The sequence below is a fragment of the Rhodococcus sp. CH91 genome (assembly GCF_022554085.1).
In the GTDB taxonomy this organism is placed as follows: Bacteria; Actinomycetota; Actinomycetes; order Mycobacteriales; family Mycobacteriaceae; genus Rhodococcus.
Genome location: NZ_JAKFYR010000001.1, coordinates 573822 through 591660 on the forward strand (window position 1 = coordinate 573822; position 17839 = coordinate 591660).

Sequence of the window (17839 nt, forward strand, 5' to 3'; positions counted from 1 at the left end):
GACCGAGGCACATGAATCTGCTCGACGATGCCCGCTGGCGTTGTGTCCGCGTCGATCCCGCCTCGGTCGATCATCCCGACGGCCTTCCCGGTGACGAGCACTGGCTGCCGGTACGGATACCCGGCACGGCAGCCGGTGCGATCCGCGACGCGGAGGGTGCGGCCGCCGCGCGGGCGTCCTCACCCGACGGCGGCGATTGGTGGTTCGTCACCGACGTCGACGTGTCCGGTTGCGGGCCGTGGCGCCTGACCTTCGACGGACTCGCGACACTCGCGCACGTGTGGGTGAACGGTGTCCACGTGGCTTCGTCCGAGTCGATGTTCGTGCCGTCGACCGTCGTCCTCGATAGCCTGCCGCCTACGGCGCGGATCGCGATCCGGTGTGCCTCGCTGGATTCCGCGCTACGGCAACGTCGTCCGCGCGGACGGTGGCGTTCGTCGCTGATCTCCGCTCAGGGCCTGAGATGGTTCCGGACCACGGTGCTCGGGCGCGCCCCGGTCTTCGGTGCAGTGCCGGCGCCGGTGGGTCCGTGGCGACCGGTGCGGCTCGTCGACTCCGGCGAACCCGTCGTGCTCGAACGGTCGATACGGATGAGCATGCAAGGATCGGAGGGTATCGCCACCGTCGAGGTCGTGCTGGCGGGGTTGCAGGTCTCCGAGGCCGTCCTGGAGATCGATGGGGCGACGACACGAGCGCGGCCCGAATACGAGCCCGACGGAACGGCGCGACTTCGGATGCAGGCGACGATCTCCGAGGTCCGTCGATGGTGGCCGCACACCTACGGAGTTCCGCATCTGTATGCGGCGCATCTCGTTCTGGACGGACATCGGGTGGCTCTGGGGAGTATCGGTTTCCGGACGGTGGGGAAGCTGCCCGGCGACGGTTTCGGATTGCGGATCAACGACGTCGAGGTCTTCTCCCGAGGGCTGGTGTGGACACCGACCGATCCGATCGCGCTGAACGACAGGGCCGGCACCCGCCGGACACTCGAACGCTGTGTGACCGCCGGTGTCGACATGATCCGCATCCCCGGCACGATGGTCTACGAGGATGACGAATTCTATTCCCTCTGCGCAGAACTGGGAATCACTGTGTGGCAGGACGTCATGCTCGCGACCACCGACCCCCCGGACGACCCGCACTTCCGCACGCTGCTCGAGGACGAACTCCGGTCGTTGGCACGACGGCTGGGGGGCAACCCCGCTGTGGTCGTGATGTGCGGGGGAAGCGAAACCGAACAGCAGCCGGCCATGCTCGGCTCGCGCGAGACATCCATCGAAGCCCTCGAGTCGTGGCTGCCCGTGATCGTCAGCCGTGAGTTGCCGGGGGTGGTGTGGGTGTCGTCCTCGCCGTCCGCCGCTCCCGGCGGTGATGCGCTTCCGATGGGTCTGGGCACGGGTGTGGCGCACTATTTCGGTGTCGGGGGCTACCGGCGCCCGCTCGGGGATGTGCGGGCCGCCGGGGTCCGGTTCGCCACCGAATGCCTGGCATTTGCGACTCCGCCCTCCGATACTGCGATCGAGGTCGCCTTCGGCAGCGTGAATGTGGCCGGTCACCATCCGCGATGGAAGGCGGCTGTGCCCCGCGACAACGGGGCGTCCTGGGATTTCGAGGACGTGCGAGATCACTATGTGCGCACGATATTCGGTGTCGATCCCTCCGAGGTGCGCTGGGCCGACCCGGCGCGCTGTCTGGCCCTCGGGCGTGCCGCGGTCTGCGAGGCCTTCACGGAGGTGTTGCAGTACTGGCGACGTTCCGGATCGGGATGCGCGGGAGCCCTGATCCTCTCCGCGCACGACCTGCAACCGGGTGCCGGGTGGGGTGTGCTCGACGCGGACGGGAACCCGAAGGCGCCGTGGTGGGTGCTGGCCCGCATCTTCGCCCCCGTCACGGTCCTCCTCACCGAGGACGGTCTCGACGGCCTGCGCATCGACGCGATCAACGACACCGCCGACGTCCTCGACGTCACCCTGCAACTGCAGGCACACACGCCGTCGGGTGCCCTGCCGGTCGATGTCTCGCTTCCGTTGCACCTCGGTCCGCACGAGCGGGCGGTGTTCTCGTGGGCGACGGTGACGGGCGGTTTCACCGACGTCAACTTTGCGTATCGTTTCGGCCCGCGCACCTTCGAGACCGCGACCGCCCGGTTGCTGGATTCCAGAGGCGCCACGATCTCGGAGTCGGTGCACCTCGTGGGTGGTCCGGCGCGGGCCGTCGAACGCGCGATCGGGTTGAGAGCCACCGCTCGGCCGGTCGGGCGCGAGTGGCGCGTGCACGTGGAAACCGATGCGGCGGCGCAGTACGTGCAGCTCGACATCGACGGCGCCGACCTGCAGGATTCGTGGTTTCATCTGCCTCCCGGGGGCTCGCGCACCGTCGCCGTGAGGCCGTCCGATTCCATGCCGGTGCCGAGGGGTCGGGTGAGCGCGCTGAACTCGGCGACGAGTGCTCCGATCCATCTCGCCGCGGCATCCGGCAGCAGCACCGGCGCCGGCACCGACGGCGGTTAGCCGGCGTCCGGAAACCGCGACGCCCGGCGCTTCGTCGCGCGACGCGTCGAAACGAACAGGTGCATATCGGGCATCGACGGGGTATACGTATCTCCCGAGGGGTCACTCGCCCGCACGCACCGTCTGCACGTGCCGGTGGCCGCCTCTCCCGTCTTCCGAGAGGAGATCGACATGGCGATCCGCTCCACGTCGCAGTTGAGTGCCGTGCGTACCGCTCAGTCCGTTCGCCGGCCTGCCCGCATCGAACCGGAGGGTCCGTCCTTCACCGAGGTGATCCACTCCCAGCTGTTCTCCAACTATCAGGTGCCCCGTGGTGAGGTGAAGCGCAGCGCCTGACCTGCAACGAACGTGCGGTGATGTTTGCCGCGGGGCTGCCTGCGGCACACTGTCGGCATGAGTGAGTCCACGACGAGTCAGAGCACCCGCATCGTTCTCGCGTCGCGGCCGGAGGGCGCGCCCACCGCCGACAACTTCCGTGTCGAGACGGCGGCGCTCCCCGAGGTCGGCGACGGACAGATCCTCCTGCGCGTCGTCTATCTCTCCCTCGATCCGTACATGCGCGGCCGGATGAGCACCGCGAAGTCCTACGCTGCACACGTCGAACTCGGGGACGTGATGGTCGGTGGAACGGTCGGCCAGGTGGTCGAGTCCCGCTGTCAGGGCCTCGAACCGGGCGACTACGTCCTCGCGGGTGCCGGTTGGCAGTCGCACGCCGTGGTCGACGGCTCCGTGGTGCGCGCACTCGATCCGCAGGCCGCGCCACTCTCCACCGCCCTGGGTGTTCTCGGAATGCCCGGCTTCACAGCCTATTCGGGTCTGTTGAAGATCGGGAAGCCGAAGGAAGGCGAGACCGTCGTTGTCGCCGCTGCGACCGGACCGGTGGGTTCGGCGGTCGGGCAGATCGCGAAGGTGAGGGGCGCTCGCGCGGTCGGCATCGCCGGCGGGCCGGAGAAGTGCCGTGCCCTGCTCGACGAGTTCGGCTTCGACGTGGCGCTCGACCACCGCGACCCGCAGTTCGCCGACGCCCTGGCCGAGGCGGTGCCGGATGGCATCGACGTGTACTTCGAGAATGTCGGTGGTGCCGTGCAGGAAGCGGTGTGGCCGCTGCTCAACACCTACGCACGCATTCCGGTGTGCGGACTCGTGGCTCAGTACAACGGCGTCGATCTCGACCGCAAGGACCGGCTTCCGGGGCTGTTCGGTTCGATTCTCACGAAGAGCCTCACGATCCGGGGATTCATCCAGACCGAATTCGTGAAGGAGATGTACGGAGACTTCCTGCGCGAGGTCTCGGCATGGGTGCGCGACGGCCGGATCAAGTACCGCGAGGACATCGTCGACGGGCTCGAGAACGCGCCGGAGGCGTTCATCGGAATGCTCGAAGGGAAGAACTTCGGCAAGATGCTCGTGCGGGTCGCGCCGGAGTAACGGACACCGGTCCGCTGCTCCGGCGCGGGACGTGTCAGCGCCGGGGAATGCCCGTCGACCACAGCGCCCACAGGATGAGCACCGGCTGGAAGAACAAGCGGATCAGGCGCTTACGGTCGGTATCGAGGCCGAATGCGCTGCGCTTGCCCAGATACTGCGCGATGTTGCCGGGGAAGACTGCGGCGAAGAACAGTGCGGCGAGGCGTCCGACACGCACGCGGTCGCGATTCGCGACGGCCAGTCCGGCACCGAGCATGATCTCGACACCGCCCGAGGCCATCACCACGCCGTCCTTGTCCATCGGTACCCAATCGGGGACCTGGGCCTGGAAGTCCTTGCGCGCCCAGAACAGGTGGGCGAGACCGGCGAAGATCAGCGAGGCGGCCAGCAGATAACGCGCGAAGGTGCGGGCTCGCGTCGTCGGCGGAGCAGGAGCTTCGGTGGGTGGGGTGATCTGTACCTCGTTCATGATCACGAGCGTACGGACAGGACGGTGCTCGCGACGGCGGATCGCGCCGCGAGCACCGGGCCGGTCTCAGACGACGCGTTCGAAGACCGCGGCGAGTCCCTGTCCGCCCCCGATGCACATCGTCTCGAGGCCGTAGCGTCCCTCACGACGGTCCAGTTCGCGGAGCAGGGTGGCGAGGATGCGCCCACCGGTCGCTCCCACCGGGTGTCCGAGGGAGATACCGGATCCGTTGGGATTCAGGCGCGGATCGTCGGCCTCGATACCCCACGAGCGCGTGACCGCGAGCGTCTGTGCGGCGAACGCCTCGTTCAGTTCGATGACGTCCATGTCCGCGATCGTCAATCCGATTCGGCCGAGCGCCTTCTCGGTCGCGGGAACCGGTCCGATGCCCATGGTGCGGGGCGGGACACCGGCCACCGCCCAGCTCGCGAGCCGAGCGAGCGGGCGCAGGCCCAGGGCGGCGGCCTTCTCGGCGGTGGTGACGATCGCGATGGCAGCACCGTCGTTCTGTCCGCTCGCGTTGCCCGCGGTGACGGTGGACTCGGGGTCGATCTTGCCGCGGATGGGCCGCAGCTTTGCGAGGGTCTCCATCGAGGTGTCGGCACGGGGGTGCTCGTCGGTGTCGACCACGAGCGGATCACCCTTACGCCGCGGCACCGCGACTGGCACGATCTCCTGCGCGAACACACCGTCCTTCTGGGCGGCGACCGCCCGGTGGTGCGACTGCACGGCGAGGGCGTCCTGGTCCTCACGGCTGATGGAGAATTCGGCGCGCAGGTTCTCGGCGGTCTCGATCATGCCGCCGGGCACGGGGAAGTCGCGGCCGCCCGCGGTGACGCGGGCACGTGCGAGCCGGTCGGACAGCGCGACCGCCTCGCCCTTGACACCCCAGCGCATTCCGGTCGCGTAGAACTCGGCCTGGCTCATCGACTCGGCGCCGCCGGCGAGGATCAGGTCGCTGCCACCGGTCTGCACCTGCATCACGGCCTGCAGTACCGCCTGCAGACCCGAACCGCAGCGGCGGTCCACCTGCAGACCCGGAACGTCCACGCCGAGACCGGCGTTGAGGGCTGCGACGCGACCGAGCGCGGGCGCCTCGCCGTTGGGGGAGGCCTGGCCGAGAAACACGTCGTCGATGTCCGCCGGTGCGATACCGGTTCGGGCGACGAGTTCGCGAATGACGGTGGCGGCGAGGTTTTCCGGGGCGACGTTCTTCAGTACACCGCCGAAACGGCCCACCGGGGTGCGCAGGGGCTCGCAGATCACTACGTCGGTCATCATTGTCCTCGATCGATGGTTGTACTAGTGGGTCTGGGTGCGGGTGAGATCCGCGGAGATGGCGTCCGCGGTGGCGAGCAGGGCGGGGACCAGTTCCTCGTGCACCGTCTCCGGCCGGTACCGGGCGGCGTGGGTGGACAGGTTCACGGACGCCACAAAGGTTCCCGACGAATCGCGGATAGGTGCTGCGAGCGAGCGCAGACCCTCTTCGAGCTCTTCGTCGACCACGCAGTAGCCATCGCTGCGCACCGCGGCGATCTCGGCGCGCAGCGCCTCGGCGGTGGTGACGGTGTTCCCGGTGATGGGTGCGAGATCGGCCCGGGCGAGATAGGCCTCGAATTCGTCGTCGGGCAACCCCGCGAGCAGGACCCGGCCCATGGAGGTCGCGTAGGCAGGAAAACGGGTGCCGAGGGTGATGGTGACGGTCATGATGCGACGGACGGGCACACGCGCGACGTAGACGACGTCGTCACCGTCGAGCACGGACACCGATGTCGATTCCTGAACCTTCCGGGCGAGTGCTTCGAGATGCGGCCGGGCGACCTCCGGCAGGGTCAGTGCGGACAGATAGCTGTAGCCGAGTTCGAGAACTTTCGGGGTGAGCCAGAACTGGGAGCCGTCCGTACGGACGTAACCGAGTTCGACCAGGGTCAACAGGAATCGGCGTGCGGTGGCGCGGGTCAGTCCCGTCGTTCGGGCGACGTCCGAGAGGGACTGTTTCGGCGCGTGTGCACCGAATGCCGTGATGACGGACAGTCCACGAGCCAGCGACTGGACGTAATCCGGTGACGCGGTGTTGTCGGGAGTGGTCACGATCCGCTGCCTTCCTCGGTGTGGGCCGGTGCCTGCGCGATGTGTTCGCGGATGAGGGCAGTGATCCGTGCGGCCTGTTCCACGCTGGCCAGATGAGCGCCGGGGGAGACGACCTGGAAGGCCGAATCGGTGATGCCGTCGGCCAGTTCCCGCATCGCCGACGGCGGAGTGGCGGGGTCCTGTTCGCCTGCGACGACGAGTGTGGGTGCGACGATCCGTCCCAGGTCGGGCCGGCCGTCCCAGGTCGCGAGTGCCTCGCAGCACGCGGCGTAACCCTCGTCGGTCGTGCTCTTCACCATCTCGACGTGACGGGCGACGAGCTCCGGGGCGTCCTCGGCCAGTCGGGGGGAGAACCAGCGGGAGACGATCGAGTCGGCGATCGAGGCGAGGCCGTCGTCGCGGACGGAGGTGGCGCGGTTGTACCAGGCCTGTGCGGGCCGGAAGGCCGCCGACGTGCACAGCAGCGTCAGTGTGCTGATGCGTTCCGGGTGATGGGCGGCGAGCCACTGGCCCACGGCGCCGCCGAGCGACAGGCCGACGAAGTGCACCTCGGCGAGCCCGAGTGTGTCGAGGAGGGCAACGACGTCTCCGGCGAGTTCGGCGACGGTGTAGGGGCCGGCCGGAGCCGGTGACCCGCCGTGGCCGCGGTGATCGACTGCGAGGACGTGCAGGTCCGGAGACAGGGCACGGATCTGCGGCGTCCACATCGACCGATCCGAGCCGAGCGACCCGAGGAACAGGACGGTCGGTGCTGCCGGGTCTCCGTGCTGTTCGTAACCGAGTGCGACGGTCATCGTGTGGCTCCTGTACGTCGGGGTCTGTGTGGCTCCAGCGTCTGCGCCGTGTTCGCATCGCGGACACTAGTTCATAATACGCACATGAGGGTATCGTGGCGAGCATGGACAAAGTCGTCGCCTCCGCCGCCGAGGCAGTAGCCGACATCCCCGACGGCGCCACGATCGCCGTCGGAGGGTTCGGGCTCGTCGGCATCCCCGAGATCCTCATCGACGCCTTGCTCGAACAGGGCGCCACCGACCTCGAGACCGTGAGCAACAACTGCGGAACCGATGGATTCGGGCTCGGGCTGCTCCTCGAACAGGGGCGCATCCGCCGGACCATCTCGTCGTACGTCGGTTCCAACAAGGAATTCGCACGGCAGTACCTCGCAGGTGAACTCGAAGTCGAACTGACCCCGCAGGGCACGCTCGCCGAGCGTCTTCGCGCAGGTGGAGCAGGCATCCCCGCGTTCTTCACGCCCGCCGGTGTGGGCACGGCAGTCGAGGAAGGCGGACTCCCGCTGCGCTACGACGGCAAGGGCGGCATCGCGCTCGCGTCGAAACCCAAGGAGACCCGCGAATTCGACGGGAAGACCTACGTGCTCGAACGCGGCATCGCCGCCGACTACGCGCTCGTGCACGCCTGGAAGGGCGACCGCCACGGCAACCTCGTCTACCGGGCCAGCGCCCGCAACTTCAACCCGCCGGCCGCCGCCTCGGGGCGCATCACGATCGCGCAGGTCGAGCACCTCGTCGAGCCCGGCGAACTCGACCCGAACGAAATCCACACGCCCGGCATCCACGTGCAACGTGTCGTACACGTCGGCCCCGTCGAGGTCGGCATCGAGAACCGGACGGTGCGCTCATGACCCAGGTGGCGAAAAAGGGACTGACCCGCGAGGAGATGGCAGCACGCGTCGCGCGGGAACTCGAGGACGGGCAGTACGTCAACCTCGGCATCGGCATGCCCACCCTCGTGCCGAACTATCTCGAGCCCGGCGTCGAGGTCATCCTCCACTCGGAGAACGGCGTGCTCGGTGTCGGACCGTATCCGACCGAGGACGAACTCGACCCCGAGCTCATCAACGCCGGCAAGGAGACGATCACCGCCATTCCCGGCGCATCCTTCTTCGACTCGGCGGAGTCGTTCGGCATGATCCGCGGCGGCCGGATCGACGTCGCCGTGCTCGGCGCGATGCAGGTCTCCGCCGACGGCGACATCGCCAACTGGATGGTGCCCGGTGCCATGGTCAAGGGCATGGGCGGCGCGATGGACCTCGTCCACGGCGCCGAGCGCGTCATCGTGATGATGGACCACGTCACCAAGAGGGGTGAGCCGAAGATCCTCGAGCAGTGCGTCCTGCCGCTGACCGGTAAGCGGTGTGTGCACCGCATCATCACCGACCTCGCGGTCATCGACGTCACCGATGAGGGGCTGAAGCTCGTCGAGACGGCCCCCGGTGTGAGCACCGAGGAGGTCGTCGCCGCGACGGCAGCGAAACTCATCGTCTGAACGCCATCGGAGCGGGGTTGTGCTCGAGGTCTTCCGGCCTCTCGCACAACCCCGTTCCGCTTCGGCGAGTCAGTCGTAGCTGTCGTTGTCGGCCGTCAGCGGGCGGCCCTCGTCGTCCGGCAGCGGTTCTCCGCCGACCTCCGGGATCAGCTCGTAGCGGTGCCCGAACGATTCGACGAGTGCTTGGAGGATCGCGACGACCGGTACCGACACGAGTGCCCCCACCGGTCCGAACAGCGTCGCGCCGACGATCACGGAACCGAACGCCACCGCAGGATGGATCGCCACCGTGCGCGCCGTGATGCGCGGATGCAGCACGTAGTTCTCGATCTGCTGGTAGACCGTTCCGAAGGCGATCACCCACACCCCGTCGAGCGGATGCTGCACTGCGGCGATGAGCGCGGGCAGGCCGATGGCGAGATATGTGCCCAGGGTCGGGATGAACTGGGAGACAACGCCCGTCCAGATCGCAAGTGGTAACCAGTACGGAACGCCGATGACGAGCAGGAATATGCCGGTGAAGATCGAGCTCGCTGCGGCCAGGATGAGCCGGGAGACGACGTAACCGCCGGCCTTGTCCACCGAGGTCTCCCACACGCTCGCGATCAGCTGTTGCTGCCGGGCCGGAAACCAGCTCGCGATCGTGCGCCGCATCTGCGGCCCCTCCGCAGACATGTAGAACACGAACAGCAGCATCGTCAGGATCTGGAAGATCGCACCGACGAGAGTACTGAGGACACCGAGCACACCGGGTGTGAAGCGCTGTGCGAGATCGCGCAGCGTATCCGGAGTAATCTTGATCAGTTCGTCACCGGACTTGAAGTTCGTATCGAATGTTCGATTCGCCCAGTCGGTCACGCGCGTGAGCGCATCCGGAAGGCTGGTGAGCAACTGCCCGATCTGTTCGGCGAGCAGAGTGCCGAACAGTGCGAAGAATCCGATCGTGAGCACGAACAGGGAGAACATCACGAGCCCCGTGCCGGCGCCGCGGCGCATGCCGAACCGTTCGAGTCGATCGACGATGGGTTCGATGGTGATGCTGAACAGCCATGCCAGGAACAACAGTCCGAGAAAGCCCTTCAGATTGTGAAAGAGCCAGCCGGACATCTGATAGAAGGCGACCGCCAGCAGCACGCCGATGATCGTGGGCCGTAGCCAGCGCGGAGCTCGTGGACGATCGACGACGATTGCGCGTTTGACCATCGCACCCTCCACTCGGAACGGCCCTGTCGCGAAATCTACTCGCTCAGTTCTGCCCGGGGAGCGGTACCGATGTCGAGAGGGTGGGTACGAAAAAGACCGGCCCGGACTCGTACGAGTCCGGGCCGGTCGGTGGTAGCGGGGACAGGATTCGAACCTGCGACCTCTGGGTTATGAGCCCAGCGAGCTACCGAGCTGCTCCACCCCGCGTTGCATGTCCAACCATACACCACTCCCGCGGGCACTTTTACCAAGCTGTCGCTGGGGCGGCACTAGTGTGGTTACCACCACAGACGATGCGGAGAATTCATGCGAATCGCGCTGTTCGCGACCTGCCTCGGCGACACTCTGTTCCCCGAGGCGGTCCAGGCCACGGCCGTCCTCCTCGCCAGGCTCGGGCACGACGTCGTGTTCCCGCCGGGCCAGACCTGCTGCGGCCAGATGCACGTCAACACCGGTTACCAGCGCGATGCGCTGCCTCTCGTCGAGAATTTCGCCGGCGAGTTCGGTGACTCGTCGATCGACGCGGTCGTCGCACCCTCGGGATCGTGCGTCGGCTCCATCCGGCATCAGCACGAGATCGTCGCATCGCGCTACGGACGACCGGCACTGCGCGAACGCGTCGACCTCGTCTCCGGCAAGACCTACGAGTTGTCGGAGTTGCTCGTCGACGTACTCGGTGTCGTCGACGTGGGCGCCTGGTTCCCCCATCGAGTCACCTACCACCCGACCTGTCATTCGCTGCGGATGATCCGCGTCGGCGACAAGCCGCTGCGGTTGCTGCGCGCCGTTCGCGATCTCGACCTCGTCGCACTGCCCGACGCCGAGTCGTGCTGCGGCTTCGGCGGGACGTTCGCGTTGAAGAACGCCGAGACGTCCACTGCGATGCTCGGCGACAAGATCCGCAATGTCGCCGAGACGGACGCCGAGTACTGCACGGCAGGCGACTCGTCGTGTCTGATGCACATCGGAGGGGGCATGTCCCGGCTGCGGATGGGCACACGCACCATCCACCTGGCCCAGATCCTCGCGTCCGTTCGCGAGCCGGCCCGGGCGGTGACGAGATGACCGCCACCGCACTCGGGATGCCGTCGCTGCCGCCGCGTGGCTCGGGGAATCTGCGCGGAACCGAAACCTTCCCCGAAGCGGCGAGTCACGAACTCGACAACGCTCAACTGCGTCGCAACATCGGCAAGGCCACGCACACCATCCGGGCCAAGCGGTTGCGGGTCACCGCCGAGGTGCCCGATTGGGAGGAGCTGCGGGTGGCGGGCGCGGCGATCAAGGACGACGTGCTCGCACGTCTCCCGGAGCTGCTCGAGCAATTCGAGACCGCCGTGACCGCCCGCGGTGGCGTGGTGCACTGGGCTGCCGACGCGAACGAGGCCAACGGCATCGTGGCGCGGCTGGTGCGTGAAACCGGTTCCGGCGAGGTCATCAAGGTCAAGTCCATGGCCACCCAGGAGATCGGCCTCAACGAATATCTCGAATCACAGGGCATCACCGCACACGAAACCGACCTCGCCGAACTCATCGTCCAACTCGGGCACGACACCCCCTCGCACATCCTCGTACCGGCCATCCACCGCAACCGGTCCGAGATCCGGGACATCTTCCTCAGCGAGATGAGCGGCGTGAACCCCGATCTCGACGACGTGCCGGAGCATCTCGCCGAAGCCTCACGAAAATACCTGCGGCACAAGTTCATGACCGTGCCGGTCGCGGTGTCGGGCGCCAATTTCGGTATCGCCGAGACCGGCACGCTCGCGGTGGTCGAGTCGGAGGGCAACGGACGGATGTGCCTGACACTGCCGCAGACCCTCATCACCGTCATGGGGATCGAGAAACTGCTGCCCACCTACCGCGATCTCGAAGTGTTCCTGCAGTTGCTGCCGCGGTCGTCCACCGGCGAGCGCATGAATCCGTACACCTCGATGTGGACCGGAGTGACCCCGGGGGACGGTCCGCAGAATTTCCACCTGATCCTGCTCGACAACGGCCGTACCGCCACCCTCGCGGACGGAGTGGGTCGGGAAGCCCTGCGATGCATTCGTTGTTCGGCGTGCCTGAACGTGTGCCCCGTCTACGAGCGCACCGGTGGGCACGCCTACGGATCGACCTATCCCGGCCCGATCGGAGCGGTCCTGACACCACAGCTGGCGGGAATGGGCCACCCGCACGACCCCAACGCGACACTGCCGTTCGCGTCGAGTCTGTGCGGCGCGTGCTTCGATGCGTGCCCGGTACGGATCGACATCCCCTCGCTGCTCGTCGAATTGCGACACCAGAAGGTCGAGCACGCCGGGCCCGGCCTCGAGGCCGCAGCGATGAAGGCTGCATCGGTGGCGATGTCGTCGGCGGCGCGATGGACGACGGCACAGAAGGCCGCCGCAGTGGCACGGCTCGTCGCAGGAAAGAAGGGGCACATCAGTGCGTTGCCGGGCCCGATGAGCGGGTGGACCCACTCGCGCGACATCCCCGCACCGCCGAAGCGCACGTTCCGGCAGTGGTGGGACTCGGACGAACGCCGCGTCGCACTCGAGCGGGCGAGGGAAGACGGAGAGCGAGAATGACTTCGAGGGAGATCGTGCTCGGACGCATCCGTGACGCACTCGCGTTGTCGCCGCCCGCGCGGGTGGATGTGCCCCGCCGCTACCGGACCGGACGCACCATGTCCGAGGACGATCGCTTCGAACTGTTCGCCGATCGATTGCTCGACTACAAGGCGAACGTCCACCGCAGTACGCCCGGCCGGTTGCCGACCACGATCGCGCGAGTTCTCCTGCAGCGCGGGGCCCGTCGCGTCGGAGTTCCTGCAGGTCTCGATCCGTCGTGGATGTCGCTGTTCGACGGCGAGACCGTCGTCGACGCGCTCGATGTCCCGGCACCGGACCTCGAATCCCTCGACGGTGTGGTCACCGCCTCTGCTGTGGCCTGCGCCGAGACCGGGACGATCTTCCTCGACGGCAGTCCCGATCAGGGCAGGCGGGCGCTGACACTCGTTCCCGACCTGCACGTGTGCGTCGTGTCGCTCGACGACGTCGAGGTGGGCGTGCCGGAAGCATTGGCCCGGCTGGCGCCGGAACGGCCGACGACGTTGATCAGCGGCCCGTCCGCCACGAGCGACATCGAACTCGAACGCGTGGAGGGTGTGCACGGTCCTCGGACCCTGGACGTTGTGATCGTGTGACGGTGTCCGGGATACAGGGTGTGCCGGAGGTCAGAACAAGGGCCCACCGCCGAAGACCGCGCGATGTGAATCCGGTTGGTTCCCCTCGACATCCACGACGCCGTAGTCGAGCGCGGTCTCGGCGGTGATGAGGGTGTGGCCGCTGCGCGCGTTCACGTCGGTGTCGGCGGCGAGAGCGACGATCACCCGGCCGATGAACTCCGGTGTTTCGGCGTTGGCCAGCGAGAAACCCTCGAAGTTGTCGATGCCGCGGGAGATCATGGCCTCGTTCTTCACCAGGCCCGGCCACAGCGACAGAGCCGTCACCCCGGTGCCGCGTAGCTCCACGGCCATGTCGGCAGCCATCTTGTCCAGGCCGGCCTTCGACATCCCGTACAGCACCGAGTGGAGATATCCGCGGGTACCGAAGGACGAGATGTTGACGATCATGCCGCTACCGCGGGGCACCATCAACTGCGCGGCTTCGACGGACGCGACGTAGTGGGCTCGCAGCCCGACGCCGATCAGGCTGTCCCAATCGCTGATCGGGCGTTTCCAGAACGGCTCGGAGAACCCGGCGAAGCCCGGCGGTGATGCCCACACGTTGTTGACGAGCAGATCGATCCGGGAGTCCTGTTCGTCGGCGATCCGGCGGAACAGATCGTGTATCTGCGCATCGTCGCGGTGGTCGCACTGCACTGCGATGCCGTGCCCACCGCGTTCGGTGACTTCCGCGGCGGTGCGGTCGAGTGGGCCGTCGATTCCGACGGGGCCGCGGGCGGTGACGTAGACCGTCCAGCCATCGGAACCGAGAGCGCACGCGATGCCCTTGCCGACGCTGCGACTCGCCCCGGTGACGAGCGCAACCTTCGTTTCTGCCATCACTGCACCACGTCCACGTCGTCGGTCAATGTCCGCTGGATCGACCACAGCACGTTCACGTGGCACCGGGAGATCTTCCATTCGCCGTTCTCGATCACGTAGTCGTCGTCGTAATCGAGGGCGGTGACCCGTTCGGTCCGGGCACGCAGATCGACCTGGCGGAACCGTAATGTCCAGGCGCCGGTGGCAGTGTCCGGACCGGTGATCGTGATGCTCGGATGCATGCCGTGATGCATGTCGAGCACGACGTATCGGTCGTCGAGACGCTCGAGTGCGATTCGCGAGTAGATGTCGACGAGAGCATCGGCGTCGTCGAAGCTGCCGAGCGCCGGTCCGTAGTGGATATCGGCGTTCCCGGCGACGAAACACCCGCGCATGGCCTTCGGGTCCTTGGCATCGCACGCCCGGAAGTATCGGTGCTTGAGCATCCTGATCTCTTCGAGTGCTTCGAGCCGGGCCAGCCGTTCTTCGACGGTATCCATTCGGCGCCTTCCGGTCGGGGGACAGCGGTGTGCCCGGACCCTAACCCGCGGTCGCGCCGACCGGGCAGAGGAGATCCCGTTCACCGGGTGCGAACCGGACTTCGTGCAGGTCGGTTCAGTCTTTCAGCTTCCATTCTGCGAGATCGATTGCGGTAGAGATCGCTTCGAGCAGAATGGCCATGCGTTCGGCCGGTCCGGGCGCGGCGAGGACGGCGTAGCGATCGGCTTCTCCCATAGGCACGTAGCGGGCCAGGGCGAACAGGCGCGCCCCGGGATCCTCCGGCAGTTCGGTCGTGGCGGGAGGAAGCGGTGCCCGGCCACCGGTGAGGCGATCGAGTACGCCGTAGAGCCTGCCCATGGGACCGGTGATCTCGGCGAAATCCACCGGGCCGGAATCGGTGTCCGGCCAGGGCTCCACCTCGGCGCGGGGGTAGGGATCGTCCGGGAGCCACCTGAGAACTCGAATACGCTCTTCGGCAAGGCATTCCAGTGAACGCCGACCCGCGCCGAGATCGGTGTCGACCATGATCCGGGCGACGGTGCCGACATCGTGCCGCTCCTCACCTCCGCCCACCTCGTGGCCGCGGGCGATGAGCACGACGCCGAAACGCGGCCCATCGGGGGAGGCGCTGCAGTCCTGGACGAGTTGCTGATATCGGGGCTCGAAGATGCGCAACGGGAGGTCGGAGCCGGGAAGCAGCGCAGTGCCGAGCGGGAACATGGGCAGGATCGGCATCAGGGCATCCTCAAGCGCGGAGTCGGGGGAGTGGGGACGGGTTCGTCGCGAGCGATCTCGGTCAGCAGATGGTCGGCCCAACCGGCGAGGCCGTCGATGTCCAGACCGTAGGGCGGCTCGTCCTCGTAGTGCCGCACCCGTGCCTGCCCCTGCTTCAGCAGCGATGCCGCGCCGACCGGGTTGCCGCGGAGCAGATGGGTCAGGCCGACGGCGAGCTGCGCGAGGCCCTGCCAGAGGGGCCGTTCCTCGGGCGGGGCCTTCTTCCACATCGCTTCGAAGACCTCGTGCGCGTGGAACGGCCGGTCCTGATCGAGGAGACGCTGGCCTTCGGCGATGGTCCCGTCCACGTCGAGATCGAGATCGTCGGGGACGCGCTCGACGCCGTCCTCGCCCGGGGGCAGGGGGCGGCCCAGGGCGTCGCGCGGACGCGCATTCTGCGGCCTGCCGTCGGGCGTGCGGTCCCGGTCCGTCATGTCGCCAGCCTAGTCGACCGGCACCCTCGGGACACGACGCGAACGATCGTCAGTGCGGCCGCATCACCCCGCGCCGCTGCGTGCGTGGCACCCCGCGAAGCCGATGCACCTGCGTCGACAGTTCCCGGCGGAACGCCTCGGTGGTGCCCGGGACGACAGATATGTCGGGGCCGGGAAGGAACAGATACCGTCCGTCGTCCACGACGTCGAACCAGCCGATGTCGGTGACGGGAGCGTGTCCCGGATCCGAGTACGTCAGGATCCGGATGCTGCCGGTGGCCGAGCGTTCGCGGTGCAGCAGTCGGCGTATCGACTCGGCACCGGTGTCACCGGCGGAGCGGCGCACGCTGCCGGTCGCGGACGGTTCGAGCACCTCGCGGCCGGCCGCAACCCGGGCCGGTTCCCGCCCTGCCGCGACGGCGGGCAGCAGGTCGAGCATGGCCTCTGCGATCAGGGCGGTGGTGGTCGTGGTGAGGTGGATGTCGCGAGCGAGGGGGTCCTGGCGGACGAGAACCGCCCGGTCGCCGGCCATGGCGGCCCGGGCGAAGACGTCGTTCGCGGGATCGGCCGAACGGCCGTAGATCTCCACGGCGACCTCGCCGGTCAGCAGAGTCCGTACGGCGTGTTCGAGGGCCGGATCGGGCGACTCGCGGTGCCACGCTCGGGCCGCCCGCAGGTGTGCGACGTGCTCGTCCTCCCACATCGCGGTGGTGCGGTAGTGCAGTGGGAAGGGCAGGTCGTCCCCGCCCGCGGTCGTCCACGCCACCAGGAATCTGTCGAGGGTGAGACGACGGTTCACAGCGGATCGGCTCCCAGGACGGGCGGGGCGGTGTCGGGCAGTGCCCCGATCAGTTCGTGTCCGTGGTCGTCGGTGACGAGATAACTCGCCACGCGTTTGTCCTGCTCGTCGTTGCGGGACGAGGCGGGCGGGATCATGCCGGGCATCATGCCGAACGGTCGGGCCCCACCGCCGCGCGTCGCGGGTTGCCCCGCTGAGCCGCCACCGGCGGGTGGCGCTCCTGCGACGAGCGGCGAGGGGCTCGCGGGGGAGAGCGCTCCTCCCGATCCACCCGAGCCCGGCAGGCCGCCGCCCCCATTTCCCCCGACCGTAGAGGAAGGCGAACCGTACGGTTGACCGGTCGATCGGCCGGGGGCGTGGTCCGCAGGCGATGCGGTGGATGCGGGTGTGGTGGGGGCAGGCTCGTGAGGGCTGCTTCTGCCCGCCTTTACGGTGTCGTCAGCTGTGCCGCCGACGGTCTCGCCCGGCTGCGGGTCGGCCGTACGGTTTTCGGCTTCGCCGGGCATTCCCGGTGCGCCGGGTCCATGGGTGCGGAGGGGCTCTCCGGCCTCTCCGGCGAACCTCGTGGGTGTTCCGGACGCGCGGGAACCCTCGATCTCCGAAGCTCCGTATCCGGAGGGTGTCAAGGTGTCGCCGGCGCGATCGGTGGTGGTGGCGAACGGCGAAGGCAGTACCGGAACGGCTGTGCCGGAGTCGCGGTAGTACGGCTTGTACAGCGCCTCCATCACCCGAACGGCCTGCGTTCGGACAGCTTCCTCGTGGCGCGCGGCTTCGGCGGCGGCGACGGGATCGAGTGCCTGCAGGAGCAGGGAGGTGTTCGCCGACGGAGGGGGAACGGACGAGCGCACTCGCTCCCCGACATCGGCGGCGACGCGGAGCTTCTCCGCGGTCGCGCGTGCGGCATCGGACAACTGCTGGGCGGATTCCCCGAAGCGCAGGGTCGCGGCGGCTGCGGCTTCACCTGCCGCGCCCTCCCAGTGCTGTGCGATCAACGAGCGGATCATGAGCGTGCCCCACGCGACGGTGAAGCTGAATCCCTTTCCCAATTCGGCCCATTCGGTGGCGAGCGTCGTCATGGCGACGGGGTTGATGCTCTGCGCCAGCCGGTAGATGTCGGCATGTTCCATGCCGTGGAAGTTCTCGAAGGCCGCGATGTACTCGGCATCCACACCGGCTTCGACACGGGCGGCCAGCCTGTCGTAGTTCGCCTGCCGTCGAGACACCGAGTCGGGTATCGGGGCGTCGACTCCGAGAGACATCAGTAACCGGTCGGCGATGTTGTCGTTGGTGGACATGGCAGACAGCTCCCCC

Annotated in this window: 18 protein-coding genes, 1 tRNA gene and 1 pseudogene; 8 read left to right on the forward strand and 12 right to left on the reverse strand. The window is 67.8% G+C overall.

Annotation, left to right across the window (positions count from 1 at the left end):
* The first annotated feature begins 11 nt into the window (after nucleotides 1-11).
* The 3 genes from MOM01_RS02705 (at nucleotide 12) to MOM01_RS02715 (ending at nucleotide 3938) form a co-directional block, all read left to right on the forward strand.
* A complete protein-coding gene (locus tag MOM01_RS02705) occupies nucleotides 12-2510 on the forward strand; it encodes a glycosyl hydrolase 2 galactose-binding domain-containing protein (protein WP_241383836.1) in 2499 nt (832 codons plus the stop codon).
* Nucleotides 2511-2681: 171 nt separating this feature from the next.
* Nucleotides 2682-2846 (forward strand): hypothetical protein, encoded by a 165-nt coding sequence (locus MOM01_RS02710; RefSeq protein WP_241383837.1) that lies wholly within the window; start codon nucleotides 2682-2684, stop codon nucleotides 2844-2846.
* Nucleotides 2847-2903: 57 nt separating this feature from the next.
* Nucleotides 2904-3938: an NADP-dependent oxidoreductase gene (locus MOM01_RS02715; RefSeq protein WP_241383838.1), complete on the forward strand. Its 1035-nt coding sequence runs from the start codon at nucleotides 2904-2906 to the stop codon at nucleotides 3936-3938.
* Nucleotides 3939-3972: 34 nt separating this feature from the next.
* On the opposite strand, the gene MOM01_RS02720 is transcribed toward MOM01_RS02715, so the two are convergent.
* The 4 genes and pseudogenes from MOM01_RS02720 to pcaD all read right to left on the reverse strand — a co-directional run.
* The gene (locus MOM01_RS02720) at nucleotides 3973-4407 is read right to left on the reverse strand and encodes a DoxX family protein (protein ID WP_241383839.1); all 435 of its coding nucleotides are present in this window, start codon (nucleotides 4405-4407) and stop codon (nucleotides 3973-3975) included.
* Between the two features lie 66 nt (nucleotides 4408-4473).
* A complete protein-coding gene (locus MOM01_RS02725; protein ID WP_241383840.1) occupies nucleotides 4474-5685 on the reverse strand; it encodes an acetyl-CoA C-acetyltransferase in 1212 nt (403 codons plus the stop codon).
* A 24-nt stretch (nucleotides 5686-5709) separates the two neighbouring features.
* Complete coding sequence (locus tag MOM01_RS02730) at nucleotides 5710-6498, reverse strand: IclR family transcriptional regulator domain-containing protein (RefSeq protein ID WP_241383841.1); 789 nt, start codon at nucleotides 6496-6498, stop codon at nucleotides 5710-5712.
* Between the two features lie 35 nt (nucleotides 6499-6533).
* A pseudogene (gene pcaD, locus MOM01_RS02735) lies at nucleotides 6534-7292 on the reverse strand (3-oxoadipate enol-lactonase); the annotation flags it as partial.
* A gap of 104 nt (nucleotides 7293-7396) precedes the next feature.
* On the opposite strand from pcaD, the gene MOM01_RS02740 reads away from it, so the two are divergent.
* Together MOM01_RS02740 and MOM01_RS02745 are read left to right on the forward strand one after the other, a co-directional pair.
* Nucleotides 7397-8143, forward strand: a complete 747-nt coding sequence (locus MOM01_RS02740; RefSeq protein ID WP_241383842.1) for a CoA transferase subunit A — start codon at nucleotides 7397-7399, stop codon at nucleotides 8141-8143.
* On the forward strand, nucleotides 8140-8787 hold the full coding sequence (locus tag MOM01_RS02745; protein WP_241383843.1) for a CoA transferase subunit B: 648 nt from the start codon (nucleotides 8140-8142) through the stop codon (nucleotides 8785-8787). The genes MOM01_RS02740 and MOM01_RS02745 overlap by 4 nt, the downstream gene beginning before the upstream one ends.
* Nucleotides 8788-8856: 69 nt before the next feature.
* Here the strand turns inward: MOM01_RS02745 and MOM01_RS02750 are convergent, their stop codons facing one another.
* On the reverse strand, nucleotides 8857-9990 hold the full coding sequence (locus MOM01_RS02750) for an AI-2E family transporter (protein ID WP_241383844.1): 1134 nt from the start codon (nucleotides 9988-9990) through the stop codon (nucleotides 8857-8859).
* Nucleotides 9991-10120: 130 nt separating this feature from the next.
* Nucleotides 10121-10197, reverse strand: a tRNA-Met gene (locus MOM01_RS02755).
* Between the two features lie 99 nt (nucleotides 10198-10296).
* On the opposite strand from MOM01_RS02755, the gene MOM01_RS02760 reads away from it, so the two are divergent.
* Genes MOM01_RS02760 through MOM01_RS02770 form a run of 3 tightly spaced genes read left to right on the forward strand, consistent with a single transcriptional unit; the run spans nucleotide 10297 to nucleotide 13177 of the window.
* Entirely contained in the window at nucleotides 10297-11055 is a 759-nt protein-coding gene (locus MOM01_RS02760) for a (Fe-S)-binding protein (RefSeq protein ID WP_241383845.1), read from the forward strand.
* The gene (locus MOM01_RS02765) at nucleotides 11052-12560 is read left to right on the forward strand and encodes a LutB/LldF family L-lactate oxidation iron-sulfur protein (RefSeq protein WP_241383846.1); all 1509 of its coding nucleotides are present in this window, start codon (nucleotides 11052-11054) and stop codon (nucleotides 12558-12560) included. The genes MOM01_RS02760 and MOM01_RS02765 overlap by 4 nt, the downstream gene beginning before the upstream one ends.
* Nucleotides 12557-13177 carry a LutC/YkgG family protein gene (locus tag MOM01_RS02770; RefSeq protein WP_241383847.1) on the forward strand — a complete coding sequence of 207 codons (621 nt, stop codon included), beginning with the start codon at nucleotides 12557-12559 and terminating at the stop codon, nucleotides 13175-13177. The genes MOM01_RS02765 and MOM01_RS02770 overlap by 4 nt, the downstream gene beginning before the upstream one ends.
* Before the next feature lie 30 nt (nucleotides 13178-13207).
* On the opposite strand, the gene MOM01_RS02775 is transcribed toward MOM01_RS02770, so the two are convergent.
* The 6 genes from MOM01_RS02775 to MOM01_RS02800 all read right to left on the reverse strand — a co-directional run bounded on the left by MOM01_RS02775 (nucleotide 13208) and on the right by MOM01_RS02800 (nucleotide 17823).
* Entirely contained in the window at nucleotides 13208-14038 is an 831-nt protein-coding gene (locus MOM01_RS02775) for an SDR family NAD(P)-dependent oxidoreductase (protein ID WP_241383848.1), read from the reverse strand.
* On the reverse strand, nucleotides 14038-14520 hold the full coding sequence (locus tag MOM01_RS02780; RefSeq protein ID WP_241383849.1) for a nuclear transport factor 2 family protein: 483 nt from the start codon (nucleotides 14518-14520) through the stop codon (nucleotides 14038-14040). Before MOM01_RS02780 ends, MOM01_RS02775 begins: the two co-directional genes overlap by 1 nt.
* A gap of 115 nt (nucleotides 14521-14635) precedes the next feature.
* Entirely contained in the window at nucleotides 14636-15256 is a 621-nt protein-coding gene (locus MOM01_RS02785) for an LON peptidase substrate-binding domain-containing protein (protein WP_241383850.1), read from the reverse strand.
* Complete coding sequence (locus MOM01_RS02790) at nucleotides 15256-15729, reverse strand: DUF309 domain-containing protein (protein ID WP_241383851.1); 474 nt, start codon at nucleotides 15727-15729, stop codon at nucleotides 15256-15258. The genes MOM01_RS02785 and MOM01_RS02790 overlap by 1 nt, the downstream gene beginning before the upstream one ends.
* Nucleotides 15730-15778: 49 nt before the next feature.
* On the reverse strand, nucleotides 15779-16528 hold the full coding sequence (locus tag MOM01_RS02795) for an ESX secretion-associated protein EspG (protein WP_241383852.1): 750 nt from the start codon (nucleotides 16526-16528) through the stop codon (nucleotides 15779-15781).
* Complete coding sequence (locus MOM01_RS02800; RefSeq protein WP_241383853.1) at nucleotides 16525-17823, reverse strand: PPE domain-containing protein; 1299 nt, start codon at nucleotides 17821-17823, stop codon at nucleotides 16525-16527. Before MOM01_RS02800 ends, MOM01_RS02795 begins: the two co-directional genes overlap by 4 nt.
* Nucleotides 17824-17839 lie beyond the last annotated feature (16 nt).